We start from the raw sequence: 21,440 nt of genomic DNA, 5'->3' as shown, positions 1-21,440 counted from the left end.
AGAATAGTTGTGCTCTTTGCTGTAAAAGGCCGACGGTTTTAGCGTCGCTTGCTGTTTCACGCTTTAATAGGGATATGTCAGAAACGGTAAATACCAACGAATCTGTTGTAGAAACTGAAACTATGCCCCAGAGTCAGCTTTCCACTGCGAATGAGTCTTCTGCGGGTACGCAAACTGCTTTTGCTGTCTCTGCAAACGCTTCGGCCTCAGCAGGTGAATCCGTATTTGGTGTGCCGATGAAGCGTCGTCGTACATCGAAAATTGATCCCCAGCTGGCGGAAGCAAAGGATGTTGCTCTGCGAGCAATCGAAGAAATCGCTGATTCCGCTGCAATTGGTCCGGTGCATCATATGAGGGGCGAAGAAGAGCGCCTCACCACTCATCTTTTTGAATGCACTATGCCCGGTTATCGCGGATGGTTCTGGTTTGCCACTCTCTCTCGGGCGCCGCGCTCGAAAGTCGCTACGGTGTGCGAGGTCGGCTTGCTGCCCGGCGATGATGCCCTGTTGGCTCCTGCTTGGGTCCCCTGGGCTGAGCGCATGAAAGATATTTCTGCGGCAGAAAAAGCTGAGCTTGACGGCGATTTCGAGGGCGAAGAAGACGAAATTGAAGATGTTGAAGAGGGTGTAGAAGAAGACCCCAACGAGGAATCTATCATCACTGAAGAGATAGAAGACCTCGTGGAGTCTAAGGAAATCGACTAGCGCTTCCTCTTTTATGTGCTTCTACTTTGCGGTGAGGTCTTCTACTACGTAGTCAATGCAGCGGAGTAAAGCTGAGACATCGTCTGGTTCAATCGCGGTAAAAGTAGCGATACGTAGCTGGTTTTTTCCCAGTTTTCGGTAGGGTTCAATATCGACCACGCCAGCTTGCCGTAGTGTCTGAGAAATTCGAGTAGCGTCAATCGACTCGTCAAAATCAACGGTGCAGATAACGTTTGAGCGATGCTTTGGATTTTTCACAAAGGGTGCGGCATATGCTGATTCTTCTGCCCATCTATACACTCTGGACGCCGATTCGGCGGTACGTTGTGCGGCGAAAGCGATCCCGCCTTGCTGATTGAGCCAGCGAACCTGCTCAGCGAGCATGACTAAGGTGGAAAGCGCCGGAGTGTTGTAGGTCTGGTTCTTACGGGAGTTCTCAATCGCCGTGTGCAGGTTGAGAGAATCCGGTATCCAGCGCCCGCTTTGAATAATTTCTTCAACTCGAGCGATTGCTGCAGGTGAGAATACTGCTAACCAGAGACCACCGTCGGAGGCAAAGTTCTTCTGGGGAGAAAAGTAGTAGACGTCGGTTTGGCTGATATCAACAGCTAACCCGCCTGCGGCGGAGGTTGCGTCGATGATAACTAGCGCGTCGTCGTCGATTCCTGCGGGGCGAAGAACCGGGGCAGAGACTCCGGTGGAGGTTTCGTTCTGAGGCCAGGCGTAAACATCAATTCCTGGTTGAACATCCAGTGTTGGCCTAGATCCGGGCTCTGCAGATATAACCAGCGACTCCTCAAGGAAGGGCGCCTTAGCGGTTGCTTGGGCGAACTTGGAACCAAACTCGCCAAAAGATAAGTGCTCAGCACGGTGCCGAACCAGCCCGAACGTAGCGGCGTCCCAGAATGAAGTGGCACCACCGTTTCCCAGAACAATTTCGTACCCCTCTGGGAGTCCGAAAAATTCCCTGAGCCCCTCTTGAATTTCTTTCACCAAATTCTTCACCGGAGCTTGGCGGTGAGACGTTCCCAAAAGCTGGACCCCCGCTCGGGAAATTGCTTCCACCTGCTCGGGGCGCACCTTCGAAGGGCCGGCACCAAATCTGCCGTCCTGGGGTAAAAGTTCCTGGGGGACTGGGGGGAATGTATTCACGATTACTCCAATGTCTCGGCTGAATCCATCGCGGAGATGACTCAACATGTGGTTTTCTCCTATTGTGCCCTCGACTACACTATGGAGTAAAAGTGTTACGGAAACCTCTCACATTGTGCTTCGGTTTCTCGGTTGTGGATACCTCGAATCCCAGCATTCAGAAGTAGGGCATAAAATATATAGAGCCTATACGTACAAGTAGTAATAGGGCTTGAACCGAGACGGAGGAAATAATGACTGATCTTATTGATACAACTGAGATGTATCTGCGCACTATTCTTGAGCTTGAAGAAGAGGGAGTCACTCCCATGCGTGCTCGAATTGCCGAGCGTCTTGATCACTCTGGTCCTACTGTTTCGCAAACTGTGGCTCGAATTGAAAAGCATGGGCTGGTTGAAGTTGCCGAGGATCGTTCACTACAGCTCACTGCTGAAGGGCGCAAAAAAGCCGTAGAAGTCATGCGCAAGCACCGCTTGGCTGAAAGGTTGCTTGCCGATGTTATCGGTTTGGACATTGCTTACATTCATGATGAAGCGTGCCGCTGGGAGCATGTCATGAGTGAGCGGGTGGAACGCCGTCTGCTTGAAATCCTCAATGAGCCAAAGTTTTCTCCATATGGCAACGCTATCCCCGGCTTAGAAGAACTCGGCGCTGAGTCCGAGCAAAATGACGCGCGGACTGTGAGTATGGCCGTGGCAGCTCAAGATTCTGGCCCGGAAGATCGCTTTACGGTCACTCGATTTCCTGAATCTATCCAGACCGATATGGAGTTGCTGAAGGAGTTGGGTGACGCCGGCATCGTCTATGGCGCTACCGTTTCGGTCGTTTCGGCTGCAGATGGAGAGGTTCGGGTAGAAGCTGATGGTGAGGATGCCCCTCTTCACCTCTCTGCTGATGTTGCCCAGGCGGTCGTCGTCAAGCGATAAATTGTCAGCTTGCTGATGAAAGTTATACGTTTGTGACCTTTGGTCGTTAAAAGGGGCATTTTTGAGGTGAGAACCTCCAAAAGTGCATGATGTGAGCTATCTCCTTTAGGAAAAAATATATCGTTTCGAGACCTTCACGATGTTGGTTTTGTGTGTGAATGTGGGATTTTCCTGAGTGCTTTTATCAGTGTATCTCCGGTATTTTAGCGGGGTTGGCGATAAAAAATACGTAATATGTAACTTGGAGACTTGTGGGATTATTTGGGGTTTTTGAAGGAGCTCAAAAAAATTTCGTAACCAAAACGTGACAATTCGGTTTTGACTGTGTAATGTCTTTCTCGTGCCAATCACTGGTCGGAAAGGCACCCTCGAAACAGAACGCCTAGTTCTGCCACTGTTTCAACGAGGTCACAAAATTTATAGAAAATGTTTTGGCAGAAGCGGGGGACCCAATCTTTGGGTTCTTTCATAAAGAGCCCTTGGGGTGAAGTTGCAGATCTAAATGTAACCGAGTGAACCTTCTACTCGAACCCGACAGCTTACCTCGTGAGGCAAACGGAGGAAATTCAAATGGCAAAGAGCAACGCGCGTCACATGGCAGCTAAGAAGAACAACATTGCACGTAACGCAGGTGTAGCAGCAGTTGCTGGTGCAGCACTGATTGGTTCTGTAGCTCCCGCAAATGCTTTCGCAGTAGCAACCCCCGCAGCAGTGGATTCCACTCCTACTCTTGTTGACTACGCATCATCCACCTCATACTCCACCAACGGCGCGGCAGTTGAGAACACCACCGCTGCTGTAAAGACTCAGGATTCAAAGACTCAGAATCTTGAAGGTAAGCGCGCAGCTATCGTTGCAGGTGCATACGATGGTATCGGTGGATCCTACGTTTGGGGCGGCGAGTCCTACAAGGCTTGGGACTGCTCAGGCTTCGTATCCTACGTATTCGCACAGCAGGGCATCAACCTTACCTCCTACACCTACGCAATGGCAGGCGAGCTGACCCCTACCTCTAACCCCCAGCCCGGCGACATCGTTTTCACTAACGGTTACGCTCACGTTGGTATCTACGTTGGTAACGGCGAAATGATCTCCGCTCTTAACCCCGGTCAGGGCACCTTGAAGACTTCGGTTGACGGTGGCGGATTCATGCCCGTAGACGGTTACTACACCGTTGCAGGACTCTAAGCCTTAGGGTTTAGTTTCTAGAACTTTGAAAGGGGAGCTCGCCCAGCGGCAGCTCCCTTTTCATGAACTCTCATTCTGGTCTAATGTAGTGAGTGTTCTCAAAACTTTCTTTCTTTAACTGAAAGAACAACCCACCGAGTGAATCGGTAGTGCGGCCCAGTACGACCAGCAGGGCCGCATTTTTTATGCCTTCTTTTCCAGTAGGCAGGCAGTTGCGCTGGGCGAACGTCCAGACTATACGCACACTAAACCTATTAGAATAGAAAACATGCCTACTCAATTTGAAAGCCCCACCAGCGGATCTGATCAAGAATTCACCTATATGGCGGTTGGAATGGTTGGTGGTGCGATACCCGGAATTATTATCGGTCTTATCGTTGCGATGTTCGCTGGACATGCGGCGATGTGGGTTTCCATTACCGGCGGCATCGGCATTATTCTGGGCCTTCTGATTGCCCGGGGACTGTATAAGAAGAAAAAGAATTCTTCTCGGCCGTAGCTGCTAGCTGCTCAAGCTCTGTATGTATATTGCGGCGGGCGTCTTGCTCCCATAGCGCCTGACCCTGCGGAGAGAGATAGATGGATTCTCGGGCAAGAAGACCTTTCAGAACTTTGCTTCTACCTGCTCTAAAATCCTCATCGCTGAAATGGCTGTATTCGAAGCGGATAGCCTGGGCGTACCGGGTGTAGCGAGCTGAATCTGCAGCTAAAATCGCCATGTCGGCGTCGAGAAATAAAGCAAAATCCTTGGCGGAGAGTGTGCTTAGGAGTTGGGGTGAGACCTCGTGAGTTATTGTTGCCTTAATGAGCTCGGTAACTTTTTCAATCTCCTGGGTATTAATTACCCCAGTGCTGACCAGCGGCGTTAACGTATCGGCAGCGTAGTCGGCGGAAGCTCGCTCATCCTGACCGGGATTACCGTCGTAGACGACGTCGTGAAACCACGCGGCGAGTATAGCGGTTCGGGGTGGGGCGCCGGGGGAATAGAGTGTATCGAGAGCATTCAGCATTTCGAGTAGATGTGCGCTGTTATGATAAGCCCGCGGTGGTGTGCTCCACTGTTCGAGGACGTGCTCCCCGAGTTCTTCATGGTGGGGGAGTAATGAATCCCAGCGCTCTAGTAGCGTATTTTTGATTTTTGGGGGACGCTCTTTGAGGGGGACCCGCAACCCGGAGCGGATGAGCCTGCGCGTCAATTCGCGGCCGTCTACCGCTACTGCTCCTGCTTCGATGAGGTGATCGTAAATCTCTGCGGGGACATCATAGTGGTCTAAATCGAACGCTCGTTCTGAAAGAGAATTAGCTCTGGCGAATGCGTGGAGCTCAGCCAGAGAAGTGTCTGAAACTAAATGCGAGAAGACCGTGCCATGAGCAGGCCAGGCGGGAGGGTCAATCAAAATCGTCACGGATTCAAGTCTGGCATACCGGTTGGGATTGCGCCGAAAGGGTAGCTATACTGAGGAGAGTCTTTTTGAAGGCTAAATCCTTTGCAAAGCTAGCCCTCGTAGCTCAGGGGATAGAGCACCGCTCTCCTAAAGCGGGTGTCGATGGTTCGAATCCATTCGGGGGCACAAGCGACAACATTAAAAACGACCACCAAAGCATCAAACTGATCAGTGATTGCTGATCAGTGCGGAGCTTTGTTGGTCGTTTTTCGCGATTTAGCTGTATATAGCTGAGAGAAATACCCCATTACTATGTGATGTAGAGAATAATCTTAGTAGAACTTAAAATTTTCGCTTTCACTCTGAGGACCCGATGAGCCCGTTTTCTGACTTCGTCAGCACCTATATCCGAACAGTTAACGAAAACCTGTCTTCACAGATTGGTGAGCCAGAGGCGCAGTTGACAACTCCTGTGGCTAACTTACTAGTTGCCGTTGGAAGCGAAATAGATAATCAAGAAATTGTGGTTATCCGTGAAACTCGTATTGAAGACGGCGCAGCTCGACCTGATTTTGGTGTCCAAGTTGATGGTCTACTAGTAGGGCACGTAGAACTGAAGAAACCCGGTGTTTCGCTTGATCCAGACACATACAAGTCAGGGCATAACAAAGAGCAATGGAAGAAACTGAGAAACCTTCCCAACCTCTTACACACGGATGGCACCGAATGGAGACTTTGGCATTACGGTGAACTGATCGATATTGTAAATATTCACCGAAAAGGTCGTAACAGCGCAGAGTTGCTCAACCGATTCAAGGGTATGCTGCAGAAGTTCCTCAATTGGAGCCCGGTTCCCATAACTACAACTGATGCCCTGGTGAACAAGATGGGCATGTTGGCGGCTTTGTTGCGTGCCGAGGTGCTTGAGCAGCTCAAGCTTCAGCGGAAGCTAGCTAAAAATCCGAAGATTGCTCCCCGTAAACTGCCCCTACCTGCTCTGAAGGAAGATTGGCGTAGTGTGCTTTATCCGCGAGCTACCGATGAAGAATTTGCCGATGGATTTGCTCAAACTATTATTTTTGCACTCATTTTGGCGCTCACTGAGGGTAAAGATATTGATATTAAGTCTCTTCACAACATTTCCCGTGAACTACAAGAGAATCACGGCTTGCTGGGGAATGCTCTAGGACTATTGACCGAGCACATTAGTGAGCAAAGCGAGCTTTACACGACTCTTACCATCATTACTCGCACCTTTAGCGCTGTCGACTGGGAGTCTATTTCACGAGGGAGTACAGATGTTTACCTGCATCTTTACGAACACTTCCTCAATGTGTACGATCCTGAACTTCGTAAGAAGACGGGTAGCTATTACACCCCGGTAGAGGTCGTTGATTCTATGGTTCGCATTACGGATGAAGCATTGAGGCTTTATCTCAACAAACCGATGGGGCTAGCTTCTGATGGGGTGGCGGTCATTGACCCTGCGATGGGTACAGGTACATACCCTCTTTCGGTATTGCGTTCAGTTGCTGAAAACCCTGATTTGCTAGGGCCAGGAGAAGTTAAAGATCGCATTAACTATATAGCGGAAAATCTCTATGGTTTTGAGTTACAGTCAGGTTCATTTTCCGTGGCAGAGCTTAGAGTGTCTCAGACTCTTGAGCAACTTGGCGGAACAATCCCTGCGGGTGGTCTCAATCTTTTTGTGGCAGACACTCTTGAAAACCCTAAGAAATCTGATAACGCACGCTTAAGTTACAGTCTGCAACTTATTGCTGAGCAGCGCATCAAAGCGAACAGGATTAAGAAATATACGCCTATTCAGGTGTGTATAGGAAACCCTCCATATAAAGATAAGGCGGAGGGAATGGGCGGTTGGATTGAACAGGGAGATGAAAGCCAGCCCCTTCTCGCAGATTTTAAGAGCGCAGGTAACGGAAGACTCGAGTACGTTCTCAAAAATCTGTATGTTTATTTTTGGCGTTGGGCTTTTTGGAAAGTCTTTGAGTCTGTAGAAACATCTGACGCCGGAGTGGTTTGTTTTATCACGGCGGACGGATATTTGCGTGGTCCAGGGTTCGCCGGTATGCGCGAGTACATTCGGCGTAATACAAGCCGCGGCTGGATCATTAACTTAACTCCTGAAGGTAAGCAGCCTCCAGCTAAGAACGCCATTTTCAACATCGAGACCCCCGTATCGGTGGCTCTCTTTGTACGAGAGCCTAATAACAGTGTTGAGGTTCCCTCGGATATTAAATATGTGAGCTTTGAAGGTACCCGTGAAGAAAAATTCGCGGCGTTCAAAGAGCTAACGTTGGATTCTGAACTATTTCAGGACGTGCGAACGGGATGGCATGATAAATTCTCGCCTAAGGCGGAGGGCGAGTGGGATAGCTATCTGGCGATGCACGATATTTTCTGCTGGCAGAGTCCTGGAATCAAACCCAATAAGACGTGGGTCTACGCTCCGCATCCAGATGTACTTGAATTCCGATGGAATGAATTAGCCGATGAAGCAGATAAAGTTTTGAGGGAAGAGAAGTTTAGAGAAACTAGAGACTCTTCGCTCTATAAGGGCAAGAAGCCCCTACCTGGTACGGATACTCAGCAAGGAACAGAAAATCCCCTGAACCAGGTATTTGACCATGAAATTGACCGTTCAATTTCTAAGGTCGTTCAGGTTGCTTATCGATCCTTTGACCGGCAGAACATAATTGCTGATAGTCGCGTGCTTGCAACACCTCGTCCTAATCTTTGGGCAGCCCGTTCAGCTCAACAGATTTTTGTTGTAGAACAACATGCACATTTTCCTAAAGCTGGACCGGGCTTAATGATGAGCGCGCTGATACCAGATATGGATATGTTCAATAACCGAGGCGGGCGTGCCCATCCTCTCTTCCACCCTGATGGTAGCCCCAACATTGTCCCCGAATTAAGTTCTGAACTCTCAGAACTTTTAGGTCTCGAACTGACTGATTCCGACATTCTGTACTATCTGGCAGGGCTCACCGCCCACCCCGGCTACGTGGAGACTTTCGAAGAAGAACTTCAAGAAGCAGGAATCAGGATTCCTCTCAGCGCCCGCGCTGATCTCTGGGAAGAACTGATTGCGCTAGGCAAAAACATCGTATGGTTACACACCTATGGCGAGCGCGGAGAGCCCTTAGAAGGAATTAGCTCCCTCAAAGAAACAGCCGGGGAGTACTCCATGCCGGTCTATCAGGAAAACATGGTCTCCATGCCAGAGAAGAAACCGACTTGGCTTGTAAAGCTCACCAAAGATGGAAAAGAATATGAAAATGCTCTCCAATTCGGTACAGCAATTTGGTCGAACGTGGACCAGCGAGTTTTCGAGTATACAGTCGGTGGAGTTAACGTTATCGGCTCATGGGCAGGCTACAGGCTGAAGAAACCACTGGGTAAGAAGACTTCTCCTCTCAATGATATTGTGCAGGGCACCTGGCCAAGAGAGTGGTCAAGGGAGTTCTCAGAGCTACTCAGCGTTCTAACCCATTTAGTCAATCTTGAAGAACAACAAAAGAAACTACTGACTAAGGTGCTAGCGAACCCTCTCTTTTTGCGTGAAAAATTAGAGGAACAAGGGGTTGTCTGGCCAACCCCAAAAGACCGCAAACCGAAAATGGCATAAAATATGGAGCCTCAGATTATCGCTGAGGCTCCATATTTTTTACTTCATCAGGAAGTCTGCTTCGCACCTACCGAATCGGTTGCTGACCCTTTAGCTCGCCGCGGGAGAACGCATCAATCTTGCCCTGCACTAGTCGGACAGCCATCCAGCCCAGCTGCGCCCAGCATGCAATAAACAGAACCCAGCGCACAGCAACCAACAAAGCTGCTACGCCTACCGGGCCTGTTGCCGGGTTCGCCAGCGCGGCGTCGAGAACAAAATTGCCCAGAATAAAGACAAGCGCCCAAAGAACCGGCACCGCCATCATCAGCCGCGAAACAGTTTTGGCAAACTGCGAAGCAGAAATCATAGCTACCCACGCGCCAGCAAAAATCAAGGGGAAAATCAACCCGGAGGAGCGATGGATGTACTGGTATTGCACCAGCATGTCACGCCCCAACCCCTGGTTTACGGCTAATGCATGCTGTTGATCAAACCAGAATTTCAGTTCCGAAATAGTAGTTCCTGCTCGCTCGCTCATCTCCGGCAACACCCACAGATAGTAATAAAGCATGAGTAAAACAGCAATCACAAAAGCCACGCCAGCGAACATGAAGGATTTGCCGGATTCCGGGTTAGCTTCAACAGAATCATGGCGTACAGACTGAGTGCGGGCTTTGTGCGCCGTCTCAGCAGGCGGCGCAATCGTTGTTTTAGCTTCAATATTGTTGCCATAGAGACGTTTTTTCTGACCTTTTGAAAGACCCATGCAAGAATCACCACTCCGTCTATAAAACTCTGTCTTCACCATTATGGAACATTTAGGTGTTTGTCTGCGGCGAAAGTCTTGCTCTTCGAATAAACGTTCGGGTTAAACTGGGTATGCGATGGACTATCTATTTGATGAAGAAGACAGCTTTATGCCCCCGCGGTCGCCCCAGGCAGAAGACGCGGCGTCTACCCATGCCGCCCTGCCCCATTCAGCGAGCGGGGGGAGCGCAGACGAACCTGACTTCATCGAGCCCTTTGCAGACGATGAACCTGAGTGGGAACCCACCGAAGAGCCCATGCCGAACTTCGACGTCCCCGACGATATTGCAACAGCTGACTTTATGCCCCCTGCCTACCAGGTGGGCGGCTACGGCATGGATGACATGTACGCACCCGCGGCGATGTCCGAATGGGATCACGGCTCGCCAGTCGCGGAGCATCTAACTGAGGGACTGAATGAGCAGCAAAAAGAAGCTGTCATCCATGGTGGCTCACCACTTCTGATTGTTGCTGGCGCGGGTTCAGGTAAAACCCGTGTGCTCACCCATCGTATTGCCTATCTGCTGGCGACCGGACGGGCGCATCAAGGGCAGATTCTGGCTATCACCTTTACCAATAAAGCGGCAGCTGAGATGCGAGAACGCATCGAAGAGCTTATTGGCCCTCGTGCTAAACAAATGTGGATTTCTACGTTCCACAGTTTTTGTGTGCGCGTACTCCGCCGCGAAGCAAAAGCGCTGGGTTTGAAATCCACTTTCTCGATTTATGACTCCGCCGATTCGCTTCGCTTGATTACCCTGGTGGCTAAGGGATTGAACCTTGACCCTAAGAAGTTTGCTCCTAAGGCTCTGCAGAACAAGATTAGCCAGCTCAAGAACGAACTGGTTGATGCTGACGATTTCTCACGGAATATGAATCCCTCCAACCCCTGGGATATGGCGATTAATAACGTCTATAAGGGTTATACCGAGCGGCTCAAAGCAGCTAATTCGCTAGATTTTGATGACCTCATTGGGCAAACCGTACACCTCCTCCGTACTTACCCTCAGGTAGCCGAGTATTACCGCCGTCGTTTCCGCCATATTCTGGTGGATGAGTACCAGGACACCAACCACGCCCAGTATGCGCTGGTGCGAGAGCTGGTCGGTACCAACCCGAAAAATTCAAACGAGCAGACTCCGTATCCTTCGTCAGCTGAACCTGCCGAACTGACGGTAGTGGGTGACTCAGATCAGTCCATCTACGCCTTCCGTGGCGCTGATATTCGCAATATCACTGATTTTGAGACGGATTACAAGAACGCTCGCACTATCTTGCTGGAACAAAATTACCGTTCCACCCAAAATATCTTGAGCGCAGCTAACGCTGTGATTGAGCGTAACAAGGACCGCCGCCCTAAAAAGCTGTGGACGGCGTCGGGTGACGGTGCAAAGATTACCGGCTACGTCGCCGAATCTGAGCACGCTGAGGCGCGATTTATCGCCCAGGAGATTGACCGACTTCGCGATGATTTTGATGTTGCCCCCGGTGATATCGCGATTTTCTACCGCACTAACGCGCAGTCCCGAACCATTGAAGACTTGCTCATGCGCATGGGCCATCCCTACCGGGTGGTCGGCGGAACACGCTTCTACGAACGAAAAGAAATTAAAGACGCGTTGAGCTACCTGCGCATGCTGGTGAATCCTGACGACGATGTCAACGTACGTCGTATTCTCAACGAACCCAAACGAGGGATTGGCACTACCACTGAAGGTAAAGTTGCAGACTTCGCCCAACAACAGCGAACTTCTTTCATGGCGGCGTTGCGCGCCGTTCATGACGTCCCTGGTTTAGGTGCCGCCGCTCAGAAGAAAATTGTTGCTTTTGTGCAAATGGTCGATGACTTAGCGCAGCTGGCGGCCACAGAATCCGCTGCAACCTGCCTCGAAGCTGTGCTAGAGCAAACCGGCTATCTGCAGGCGCTTCGTGAGTCAAATGATATCCAAGACGAATCACGCGTAGAGAACCTGTCCGAGTTAGTCGATGCTGTACGCGATTTTGAAACTGAAAATCCAGGTTCCACACTTGAAGAATTCCTCGAGCACGTGGCGCTGGTTGCCGACGCTGACCAGATCCCCAATAAACCCCGGGCAACCGACGGCGGCGAAGGCCCCACCGCCGCTCAAATCGCCGCTGAGGTTGCAGAAGCGCGCTCGCAGGGCGTAGTTACTCTGATGACGTTGCATACCGCTAAGGGTCTGGAATTCCCCGTGGTTTTCTTGACCGGTATGGAACACGGGCTTTTCCCCCATCAGCGCGCCCTGACCGATGAGGGGGAAATGAGCGAGGAACGTCGCCTGGCGTACGTGGGCTTGACCCGCGCTCGTGAACGCCTGTACCTAACTCGCGCGGAAAACCGTTCGATGTGGGGACAGAGCCAGTTCAACCCGCCATCCCCTTTCTTGGAAGAAATTCCTGAAGAACTCATCGAATGGAAGCGCCTGGGTACCATGATGGGTTCGCGGATGAGTGGTGCTGGCACTGACCGAGGTTTTGGTAATCGCGGATTTGGCGCTTCGACTGGGCCCTCTTGGGGCAACTCAGTTTACTTACAGCGCTTTGACTCGCCTGCTGGCGGCGCGGGGGAGCGACGGCGTTCGGCAGAGCCGTCTACCAGTGCAGTCAACGGCTCGGCAGCTTACGGCTTGAAAGCTGCCGCACGCGGTCAGAACGCAGCTCGAGTTCAGCAAAAGAAGGAAATTCCGTTGCTGAACGTGGGTGATCGGGTTGAGCACTCGACCTTTGGTGAAGGCAGCGTCATTGCTGTGGAAGGTGCTGGGGATAAGACGGTTGCCAAGGTGAAATTCGCGAGTGAAGTGAAGCGGCTTCTGTTGCGCTATGCGCCCCTGAAGAAGATTGAATAGAAGCTAAAAATTTGTACTTAAGTATAAGTTGACTAGGCAAAATTCTTTTTAGAGTGATGAGTATCAGTTGTACGGATAACTGAAATTTAAACCACAAAAGGTCACTTTTGACCTCTATCGAAAGAATTGTGATGAAGTCTCTCGCCAAGAAATGCACCGTCGCTTTCTCTGGAGCCGCTCTTGCTGTTTTGAGTATTGCTCCTGCCCAGGCAGCTTTTACCGGAGGTTTTACAGGAACTCCTTCAGCTCCTGCATCCCAGGGCTCTTTTGCACCTACTGAACCCATACCCATGACTATCTGGGATGTTGCCCACGCACGAATCGGAATCTATGAAGATATCAATCAGGTAAGAGCTCAGCACGGACTCAAGCCCGTTACATACAGCAACACTTTGTCGTGGACGTCCAATAACTGCCTGGGTCAGATTTTTCAGAGTCCTTACCAGCTAGATCGCCCTTGCTATAACTTCACTTCGCCTATGGTGCAGGGGTACAAGGGGGCAGGTCAATCTGTGGTTCGTGCAGCTCAGATTGATGAGGTCGTCCCTCAGCTAATGGCAACTCCCTCAGGGCGTGCAAAGATTCTCGACCCTAATCTCACCCACGTAGGTTCCAGCATGGGTTATCTTGCCCCGGGAGATAAACGCTTTGTAATCACTTTTGCTTCTTACTCCGAGAACACAGTATTCCCGCAAGATGACTCCAATCTCCCCCGTACTTCTTGGGCTGGATAACGACTACTGTTTGAGGAAAAACTATGAAACTATCCAAAATTGCTACAACCTTTGCCATGGGCAGCATTGCACTGGGCGTTTTCGGTGCAGCATCCGCTCAAGCCGCTCCCATCCAGATCGAGAAGGATAGCGATATCGCTATCTCACCGATGTGGTGGAACCCCGAATGGGATTACCGCGACACCATCAACGGTCAAATGGCTATGTTGAGCCAAATCAATGCACAACGTGAAGCCGCAGGCTTGCCCGCTCTAAAGTACAGCAATTCGTTGAATTCTGTCTCAAGTGAGTGTTTGAACCTTCGTGCAGCTTCCGGGTTGGAATACTCCTGCTACAACTTCAATTCACCTTCTATGCTCAAAGGTTGGAAGAGCGCTTCACAATCAACTTCTTTCGGCGTTTCGGCATACGATGCAGTTGATAATAAGTTGATGAAGCGGACCAGCGAGCGGGCAAAAATTCTTGATCCCAAGTACACCCACGTAGGGTTTGCTCTTCGACCGGTTGATCCTCTGGATAAATCCAATGTTCAAATCGTCATCACCTACGCTGCTTACCCCGGTGCAACTACCTCGGCTGAGGACGAAGAATTGCCACCGACTATGTTCCCTATGTAAGCACAGCCGATAGCGCAATCTTTCCGATGAAAAACTAAATATTTAGCGTGAGGAACGGAGGGGTAAAACCGTCATATTGATATGACAACAACCTCCGTTCCTCTCCCGCATACAGATCTTGAAGAAGGAATTGCTCCTTCCACCGCGTCTGAATTTGCCGAAGACATGGATCGTCTGAGCGATAACAATCTCCAGATTCAAGAAGTCCCTTCTTTGACTTTGATGCGTATTGAAGTAGACCCTTATTCTGAGGCTGCGCGCCGTATGCAGAAAGTTTTGGGTGCTGAGCTACCCAAAGCTCCCGGCAAAGTATCCGGTGATAAAAAGGCCCAGGAAATTTTCTTTGGTACCCGCAAAGTTGTTGCGTGCCTATGGGTGCATGAAGATACTTTTTTGGTGGTCAGCCAGGTAGATCCTGCAAAGCTGGGACGCGCGCTCAATAGCGCCCTGGGCAAAGATCCCGGGTTAGTTCTAGACGTCTCGTTCAACCGGTCGGTGCTTGAACTTGCCGGTTCCGACATCGCAGAAGTTCTCGCCCGAACTGTGAGTTTTGAAGAAAACGCTCCTAAATTCTTTGGAGAGGGCAGCGCTTGGCGTTGTAACGTCGGAGAATCAGAAGTAATGCTGTGGCGTATTGGTGAGCACCAATATCTTATGGTTCCCCGCAACTCTCATACCCCGGGCGTGGTGGTGTCAGTCTTCGACGCGATTGAGGAAGTTAAAGACGCATAAAGCGCCACAGAGCAAATATTGAGCGAACAGCAGGTGTAGTTTTAGGGACGACTAGAAGCATTTGTAGCGTCTGACCAGCACAAATGGAGCTTTATTCGAAGTGTGAGTCCTCTCTAGACTTCAAAGGTAACTCGTCAACGATCGACTACTTTGAAAGAGAGATGACATGTCATCTTCACTGCTTCGCGGCCTCGCCGTTGCCCCAGCTATTTTAGTAGGTGTAGGTTCCTTGAGCGTCGCCAACGCTCAAGAAGCTTCTTCTATCGAAGAAAAACCAGCGGTTCTCTCCTCGGCGTCAACCTTTGCAACTTCAGATGTTGTAGCTGCTAGGGCACAGATTCTCAAAGAGACAAATCGCGTGCGAGCAGAAGCTGGTCTTCCTCCTCTCAAACTAAGCAATGTCTTGAATAGCGTGGCTCAGGGGTGCTCTCAGCAGCAGGCAGCGCAGGGATATATGGCGCACTGCGATAACTTTGCGAGTAAATTTCCCCAGGGGTGGATCACCGCTTCAGAAAATGTGGCTGCGGGGTACTCGGTTGGGCAGGTAACTACTGGATGGCGTAATTCTCCAGGACACTACCGCAATATGACCGATCCTAAAGCGACTCATATCGGTATTGGTATTGCTTACGGAGCAGACGGCACCCCTTACTACACCCAGAATTTTGCGGGATATGCAGAGGGCGTTTTACCAGCTTCAGATAACGTGAATACACCTGCTCAGCCCACTACGCCGACTGCGCCCGTCAATCCGACCAAGCCGGTAACTCCGGCAAAACCTAGTACACCCGCTAAGCCGGTAACTCCACCAGCTCCGGAAGTACCAGCAGACGATTCCTGGACTACTCCTGCAAATTGGTCTATTCCTGCTGAATGGAGCATTCCCGCCAACTGGACTGACCACGATTCATGGGATAACTGGGTAGGCGCAGATAACTGGACGACCCCCACCGCATGGGATAACTTCACACCCTGCGGTTCATTCCCAGCCTCAGATTATGGTTGGTACTCCAACCAAGCCACTCAAAGTTGGACATCCTTCTAAAACGAAAGCATCTAGAAATATTTCTAGATGCTTTCCCAGCCGGGAGCGGGGGCAACTCAACAGATTTCGAATAAAAATTTCTTAATGTTCGCCAAGAACGTGAGTTAGACCTGCAAAGTTGCTCACTACCGCCTAATTTCCGCTAAAGTTGCAAGCGAAAGAAGTTTAGTGGTCTGCCTCTCTGACTGAAGGTCGTTTTTACAAAAACACCTTCAGTCAGAGAGGCTCAGCACCAGACTTCTCAGGTAAGAGAGCTGACACCGAAACAGTCAGCAACACTTCGACGAAGAAGGAATCCAGTGGACCTGTTTGAATACCAGGCACGCGATCTGTTCGAGAAGCACGGCGTTCCCGTACTTCAGGGCATCGTTGCCTCCACTCCAGAAGAAGCAAAAGCAGCTGCTGAGAAGATTGGCGGCGTCACCGTTGTCAAGGCTCAGGTAAAGGTCGGTGGCCGCGGCAAAGCCGGTGGCGTTAAGGTTGCTAAGACCGCAGACGAAGCATTCGAATACGCACAGCAGATCCTGGGCATGGACATCAAAGGTCACACTGTCAACCGTGTGATGATTGCCCAGGGCGCAGACATCGCGGAAGAATACTACTTCTCCATTCTGCTCGACCGCTCCAACCGCACCTACCTTGCAATGTGCTCGGTAGAGGGCGGCATGGACATTGAAACCCTCGCTAAGGAACGTCCCGAGGCGCTCGCTAAGGTAGAGGTCAATCCTGCTAAGGGCTTGGACGCTGAAAAGGCTCAGGAAATCGTTGAAGCAGCTGGTTTCGCTGCAGATATCAAGGATCAGGTTGCCGAAGTTCTCGTAACTCTTGGTGAGGTCTTTGACAAAGAAGACGCAACTCTCGTTGAGGTTAACCCCTTGGTGAAGACCGGCGACGGCAAGATCCTTGCTCTCGACGGCAAGATTTCCTTGGACGACAACGCTGATTTCCGCCAGAAGGACCACGAGGCTCTCGTTGACAAGTCAGCAGAGAACCCCCTGGAAGCTAAGGCAAAAGAAAACGACCTCAACTACGTGAAGCTGGACGGCGAAGTCGGCATCATCGGTAACGGCGCAGGCTTGGTTATGTCTACCCTCGACGTCGTTGCATACGCTGGCGAGAACCACGGCAACGTAAAACCCGCTAACTTCCTCGATATTGGCGGTGGCGCATCCGCTGAGGTCATGGCTAACGGCCTCGACGTCATTCTCAACGACGAGCAGGTTAAGTCTGTATTCGTTAACGTTTTCGGTGGCATCACCGCATGTGACGCCGTAGCAAACGGTATCGTGAAGGCTCTGGAGATTCTCGGCGACAAGGCTACCAAGCCTCTCGTAGTACGCCTAGATGGCAACAACGTTGAAGAAGGTCGCAAGATCCTTAACGACGCTAACCACCCCCTCGTGCACCAGGCAGACACCATGGACTCCGGTGCTGACAAGGCTGCTGAGCTCGCTCACAACGCGTAAATTCGCCGATAATTTTTAGAATTTAGAAGGTATATAGATATGTCTATCTTTTTGAACAAGGACTCCAAGGTCATCGTTCAGGGCATCACCGGCGGCGAAGGCTCAAAGCACACCGCTCGTATGCTCGCATACGGAACTAACATTGTGGGCGGCGTCAATGCACGCAAGGCTGGCACTACCGTTACCCACACCAACAAAGAGGGCAACGAAGTAGAGCTCGACGTTTTCGGTTCAGTTTCTGAAGCTGTTGAGAAGACCGGCGCGAACGTTTCGATCGTTTTCGTTCCCCCGGCATTCACCAAGGATGCCGTTATCGAGGCAATCGACGCTGAGGTTCCCCTCGTCGTCGTCATTACCGAAGGTGTTCCCGTACAGGATTCAGCTGAGTTCTGGGCACATGCTAAGTCCAAGACCGATGCAAACGGTAAGCAGATTACCCGCATTATCGGACCTAACTGCCCCGGCATCATCAGCCCCGAGCAGTCCAATGTTGGTATCACCCCTGGTAACATCACCGGTAAGGGCAAGCTGGGCTTGGTTTCCAAGTCGGGTACCCTCACCTACCAGATGATGTACGAACTGCGCGATCTCGGTTTCACCACCGCGATTGGCATCGGCGGCGACCCCATCATCGGTACCACTCACATTGACGCGCTAGAAGCTTTCGAAGCTGATCCAGAGACCGAAGGCATCGTCATGATTGGTGAAATTGGCGGCGACGCTGAAGAGCGCGCAGCTGAGTTCATCAAGGCAAACGTCACCAAGCCTGTTGTTGGCTATGTAGCTGGATTCACCGCTCCTGAGGGTAAGACCATGGGCCACGCTGGTGCGATTGTTTCCGGTTCTTCTGGTACAGCACAGGCTAAGAAAGAAGCTCTTGAAGCTGCAGGCGTGAAGGTTGGTAAAACTCCTTCTGAGGCTGCTCAGCTCATGCGCGAACTGATGACAGGCAAGTAGCCTCTAAATCAGTTTAGATTTTAGAAAATCCCCGGGCTCGTTCTCTAAGAATGAGCCCGGGGATTTTCTTTATGCGCAAGGCTTTGGCTGAACCAGTATTTGAACATACCCGACCCTAAATTCCCGGCGCAACCGGGAATGTGACAAAATTTGATAATTACATGTTTCCGAACGATTGATTTTTTATGAGTGCTCTCAAAAAATATGGGATTTTGCCCTGGGTTATTGTGGCGATTATCTTAGGTTTGGTCTGCGGGCAGTTTTTCCCCACCGGTCTTTCGCGTGTTTTTTACACGTATAACGATATCTTTTCGCAGTTTCTCAACTTCGCGGTGCCGCTGATTATCGTTGGCCTGGTTATACCTGCGATTGGTGATTTGGGGCGAGGAGCAGGAAAATGGCTTGGGCTCACAGCCGCTCTAGCTTATGCTTCTACCATCTTTTCTGGTGTGCTCACCTATATTGTGTGCGCATGGCTTTTTCCGAGTTTATTGAATCCGGGAACTTTCTCAGATGTGAAGGCTTCTGAAGAATCGTTGGCTGCAGCTTCTGGATACTTCACCATCGAGATCGCTGCCCCTTTTGAAGTGATGACGGCGCTCGTGCTCTCTTTTGTCATAGGTATTGGTCTGTCCATTATGCCTCGCGGCGTATTACGCCGTGGTTTCTTGGAGTTTCGCGAAATTATTACAGCGCTGATTTCGCGGGTGGTTATTCCGCTGTTGCCTCTTCATATCTTTGGTATCTTTTTGAACCTTACGCAGTCTGGTGAAGCAGCTCAGGTTATCTCTACTTTGCTTACGGTAGTAGTGGTTCTTCTTATTCTTGAAGTTGTTATTTTGGGTACGCAGTTTGGAGTTGCCGGTGCGGTAGCGAGGGTAAATCCCGTTAAAGCACTGTGGAACATGAAGGACGCTTACCTGACGGCGTTAGGAACCTCGTCTTCGGCGGCAACTATTCCGGTTACCTTGCGTCAAACTTTGAAGAATGGTGTGCGCCATCCCATCGCTAACTTCGTTATTCCTCTGTGCGCCACTATCCACTTGGCAGGCTCGACTTCAAAGATTACTGCTTTTGCGATGGCGATTGCTTTTACTCAGAATATTGGGTTGACGACGGGGCAGTGGATTGGTTTTATCTTTATGCTCGGCGTAGTGATGGTTGCAGCTCCTGGTGTACCTGGTGGCGGCATTATGGCAGCGGTGGGCATTTTGCAGTCCATGCTTGGGTTTAGCGAGCAGCAGGTGGCGTTGATGATCGCCACCTATATAGCACTCGATTCCTTTGGTACTGCTACGAACGTCACGGGTGACGGCGCTATTGCCCTTGTGGTGGATCGAATCTTAGGTAGCAAGTTGGACGAGCGCGATAGCCGCAAAGCTCCCAGCGAGGATTATGTGCCTTTTGATCCAGATGCTTATATCGAGAAAATCAAAGAAGGATAAAGCCAGCTTAAAATAAATAACCCGGGAGCAACCACGAGTTGCTCCCGGGTTATTTATATGGGGTGATGTTTTATTTCACCTGAGTATAAATCCACCCTGAAGTGAAGTCTTCTGAATATCCGTTAGCGGTCGTGAAAGTTTCCGAGAACTGCACGTAGTAGTGATCGAAGAGAGACGCCCATACGCTGGGGTTGAAGTTTACAACGGTCTGTAGAATGCTACCTGCCCGTGAGGGAGCGGGCAATCCTTCGGCAAGGCTCTTTCCAGTTTTGGTACCGGTGAAGGTGAAAGTAAAGGCGTCTGATACCACGCCGTCGATAGTTGCTCGGGTTGGCGAGGAGACGGTGTGGGACTCTGAAGTTACGGTGAACGAGGAGATTACTCCGGCGGGAAGGCAACCTTCAAGACGAAGCGTGAAAGATTCACAGTGGTGACTTCAGTGGTGTTTGTACCGGGCCTGCCATAACGGCGAAGCCCGCAGGGTTTCCGTTAGCTCCGGCAACGGTATTGAAGTCAATGGTGCCGTAGTACGCCTTAGTGGTGCCGCATTAGGCTTCACGGGTGAAGAGTGGTCTTGGTGACCCAAAATCTGCCCAAGAAATACTGCTTGCTTTTGGGAAGCTGCGTATGCAGGTACAGATGCAGATGCAGATGCAGATGCGATGACGACGGGTGCTGCTCATGCGGTGCCCTTGACGATTAATGCTCATAATAATTTTCCCCTATTTGGGTGAAGCGCAAGATCGCGTCCCATAACGTACTCACCGTTATGGAAGAAAAGTCTTCAGATCTGAGGAATCTCTATTTCCTCAAGAACTGGGTGCATGATTAAACCTACGTTGTGGGGTGTTATGGGTATATTAGACAAAAGAGGGATAAAAAATCGGTGCTTCATTCTTTCGAATGAAGCACCGATTTTTAGGCGACGTTATTTCTATATTGTGTTTTCTTAAACCCCATGTCAAGAAAACAAAAGAAAAATGAGTGGTTTAAGCATCATTCATAAAACAATGGAATTATGTTTGATTCTTCTCTAATTACATAACTGTCGTGGTTCTAGTGACGGTTCCGTTGGTAGTGGAGTTATCAAAAAGGTAGCCATAATAGGTGATGCGTCGGTTTTGGGAAGTAAGGATGGTGAATCGCGTGACCTGGTTGACCACGATTTGCTGTGCATTCCCTGTATAGCCAACAAAATCGGGGTAATGAATGGAAAAACCGCCATTACGGGTCACAACATTAGTGGAATCAAATACATTGCACCCATTTTGATCGGTTGAGTAAGTACCGGGATTGCTGTTGTTTGAGAACCAGACTGTCCACATGTCGTACTCCCTGGAGGAACCATCCTTCAGCGTGGTGCTTATGGTCTGACTCTGTTCTCCGCCGTCCAGTTGCCAGCCATCTCCTAAACCGGAGTCGTTGACCTCAACTGTGCTGGTATTGGGGTCATCGTAGCCCTGATCAATGCCTGCCGTACGGGAAGCATTGGCGACCTCAACTTGAATAGAGTAGCTAATTGAAGTTACCGTTTCTCCGTCATTTAGCCCGATAACTCTAAGACGCCCGTCATCAATGTTCACGTATCCATCGGTACGATTAGTAGCCTGGTCAATATTTCGTTCGCCGTAATCAAAGGAAGTTCTACCAGCACCAAGTACATCAAGGTTGCAGGTGCGTGAGCCCGCATAGGCAGGAACCGCAGCGGTAGCAACAACAACGGGAGTTGCCCAGACAGCGCCTTTGGCAACCTGGCGACGAGTAAGGGAGGGGGACATAAG

The 21,440-nt window shown here is 50.5% G+C and carries 17 protein-coding genes, 1 tRNA gene, 1 pseudogene and 1 riboswitch; of the genes and pseudogenes, 14 read left to right on the top strand and 5 right to left on the bottom strand.

Annotated features, from left to right (window positions below; genetic code table 11):
* Positions 1–74: 74 nt before the first annotated feature.
* Positions 75–704, top strand: coding sequence for a DUF3027 domain-containing protein (locus tag A7E48_RS10730; RefSeq protein ID WP_083147158.1), 630 nt, complete (start codon positions 75–77; stop codon positions 702–704).
* Positions 705–725: 21 nt separating this feature from the next.
* Here A7E48_RS10730 and serC read toward each other — a convergent pair whose 3' ends face one another.
* Positions 726–1,904: a phosphoserine transaminase gene (gene serC, locus A7E48_RS02935; protein WP_141669358.1), complete on the bottom strand. Its 1,179-nt coding sequence runs from the start codon at positions 1,902–1,904 to the stop codon at positions 726–728.
* A gap of 185 nt (positions 1,905–2,089) precedes the next feature.
* Between serC and A7E48_RS02930 the strand changes: the two genes are divergently transcribed.
* The 3 genes from A7E48_RS02930 (at position 2,090) to A7E48_RS10725 (ending at position 4,469) form a co-directional block, all read left to right on the top strand.
* A complete protein-coding gene (locus A7E48_RS02930; protein WP_068169214.1) occupies positions 2,090–2,782 on the top strand; it encodes a metal-dependent transcriptional regulator in 693 nt (230 codons plus the stop codon).
* Between the two features lie 417 nt (positions 2,783–3,199).
* A riboswitch (cyclic di-AMP (ydaO/yuaA leader) is annotated at positions 3,200–3,348 on the top strand.
* A gap of 4 nt (positions 3,349–3,352) precedes the next feature.
* Positions 3,353–3,970: a C40 family peptidase gene (locus tag A7E48_RS02925; RefSeq protein WP_083147157.1), complete on the top strand. Its 618-nt coding sequence runs from the start codon at positions 3,353–3,355 to the stop codon at positions 3,968–3,970.
* Between the two features lie 268 nt (positions 3,971–4,238).
* Positions 4,239–4,469: a hypothetical protein gene (locus tag A7E48_RS10725; protein WP_083147156.1), complete on the top strand. Its 231-nt coding sequence runs from the start codon at positions 4,239–4,241 to the stop codon at positions 4,467–4,469.
* Here A7E48_RS10725 and A7E48_RS02915 read toward each other — a convergent pair.
* Entirely contained in the window at positions 4,405–5,376 is a 972-nt protein-coding gene (locus A7E48_RS02915; protein WP_068169209.1) for a DUF4031 domain-containing protein, read from the bottom strand. The genes A7E48_RS10725 and A7E48_RS02915 overlap by 65 nt on opposite strands.
* Positions 5,377–5,468: 92 nt before the next feature.
* Between A7E48_RS02915 and A7E48_RS02910 the strand changes: the two genes are divergently transcribed.
* Positions 5,469–5,541 (top strand) — tRNA-Arg (locus tag A7E48_RS02910).
* 187 nt (positions 5,542–5,728) lie between these two features.
* Entirely contained in the window at positions 5,729–9,007 is a 3,279-nt protein-coding gene (locus tag A7E48_RS02905) for a type ISP restriction/modification enzyme (protein ID WP_068169208.1), read from the top strand.
* A 67-nt stretch (positions 9,008–9,074) separates the two neighbouring features.
* On the opposite strand, the gene A7E48_RS02900 is transcribed toward A7E48_RS02905, so the two are convergent.
* Positions 9,075–9,755, bottom strand: coding sequence for a hypothetical protein (locus A7E48_RS02900; protein ID WP_068169205.1), 681 nt, complete (start codon positions 9,753–9,755; stop codon positions 9,075–9,077).
* A gap of 343 nt (positions 9,756–10,098) precedes the next feature.
* On the opposite strand from A7E48_RS02900, the gene pcrA reads away from it, so the two are divergent.
* The 8 genes from pcrA to A7E48_RS02860 all read left to right on the top strand — a co-directional run bounded on the left by pcrA (position 10,099) and on the right by A7E48_RS02860 (position 19,659).
* Positions 10,099–12,663, top strand: coding sequence for a DNA helicase PcrA (gene pcrA, locus A7E48_RS02895; protein ID WP_369796754.1), 2,565 nt, complete (start codon positions 10,099–10,101; stop codon positions 12,661–12,663).
* Positions 12,664–12,770: 107 nt separating this feature from the next.
* Positions 12,771–13,397 carry a CAP domain-containing protein gene (locus A7E48_RS02890; RefSeq protein WP_158004389.1) on the top strand — a complete coding sequence of 209 codons (627 nt, stop codon included), beginning with the start codon at positions 12,771–12,773 and terminating at the stop codon, positions 13,395–13,397.
* A gap of 23 nt (positions 13,398–13,420) precedes the next feature.
* The gene (locus A7E48_RS02885; protein ID WP_068169195.1) at positions 13,421–14,014 is read left to right on the top strand and encodes a CAP domain-containing protein; all 594 of its coding nucleotides are present in this window, start codon (positions 13,421–13,423) and stop codon (positions 14,012–14,014) included.
* Positions 14,015–14,095: 81 nt separating this feature from the next.
* Positions 14,096–14,746, top strand: a complete 651-nt coding sequence (locus A7E48_RS02880) for a sarcosine oxidase subunit gamma family protein (protein WP_068169192.1) — start codon at positions 14,096–14,098, stop codon at positions 14,744–14,746.
* A gap of 166 nt (positions 14,747–14,912) precedes the next feature.
* On the top strand, positions 14,913–15,791 hold the full coding sequence (locus A7E48_RS02875) for a CAP domain-containing protein (RefSeq protein WP_068169189.1): 879 nt from the start codon (positions 14,913–14,915) through the stop codon (positions 15,789–15,791).
* A gap of 299 nt (positions 15,792–16,090) precedes the next feature.
* Complete coding sequence (sucC, locus tag A7E48_RS02870; RefSeq protein ID WP_068169186.1) at positions 16,091–17,257, top strand: ADP-forming succinate--CoA ligase subunit beta; 1,167 nt, start codon at positions 16,091–16,093, stop codon at positions 17,255–17,257.
* A gap of 39 nt (positions 17,258–17,296) precedes the next feature.
* On the top strand, positions 17,297–18,214 hold the full coding sequence (gene sucD / locus A7E48_RS02865) for a succinate--CoA ligase subunit alpha (RefSeq protein WP_068169183.1): 918 nt from the start codon (positions 17,297–17,299) through the stop codon (positions 18,212–18,214).
* A 185-nt stretch (positions 18,215–18,399) separates the two neighbouring features.
* On the top strand, positions 18,400–19,659 hold the full coding sequence (locus A7E48_RS02860; protein ID WP_068169180.1) for a dicarboxylate/amino acid:cation symporter: 1,260 nt from the start codon (positions 18,400–18,402) through the stop codon (positions 19,657–19,659).
* A gap of 70 nt (positions 19,660–19,729) precedes the next feature.
* Here A7E48_RS02860 and A7E48_RS02855 read toward each other — a convergent pair whose 3' ends face one another.
* Entirely contained in the window at positions 19,730–19,969 is a 240-nt protein-coding gene (locus A7E48_RS02855) for a hypothetical protein (RefSeq protein WP_068169179.1), read from the bottom strand.
* A gap of 727 nt (positions 19,970–20,696) precedes the next feature.
* A pseudogene (locus A7E48_RS11090) lies at positions 20,697–21,440 on the bottom strand (hypothetical protein); the annotation flags it as partial.

This window comes from Rothia sp. ND6WE1A (assembly GCF_001683935.1).
Taxonomy (GTDB): Bacteria; Actinomycetota; Actinomycetes; order Actinomycetales; family Micrococcaceae; genus Rothia; species Rothia amarae.
Note: the sequence above shows the minus strand (reverse complement) of the source record. Positions and strands in the feature narration are given on the sequence as shown.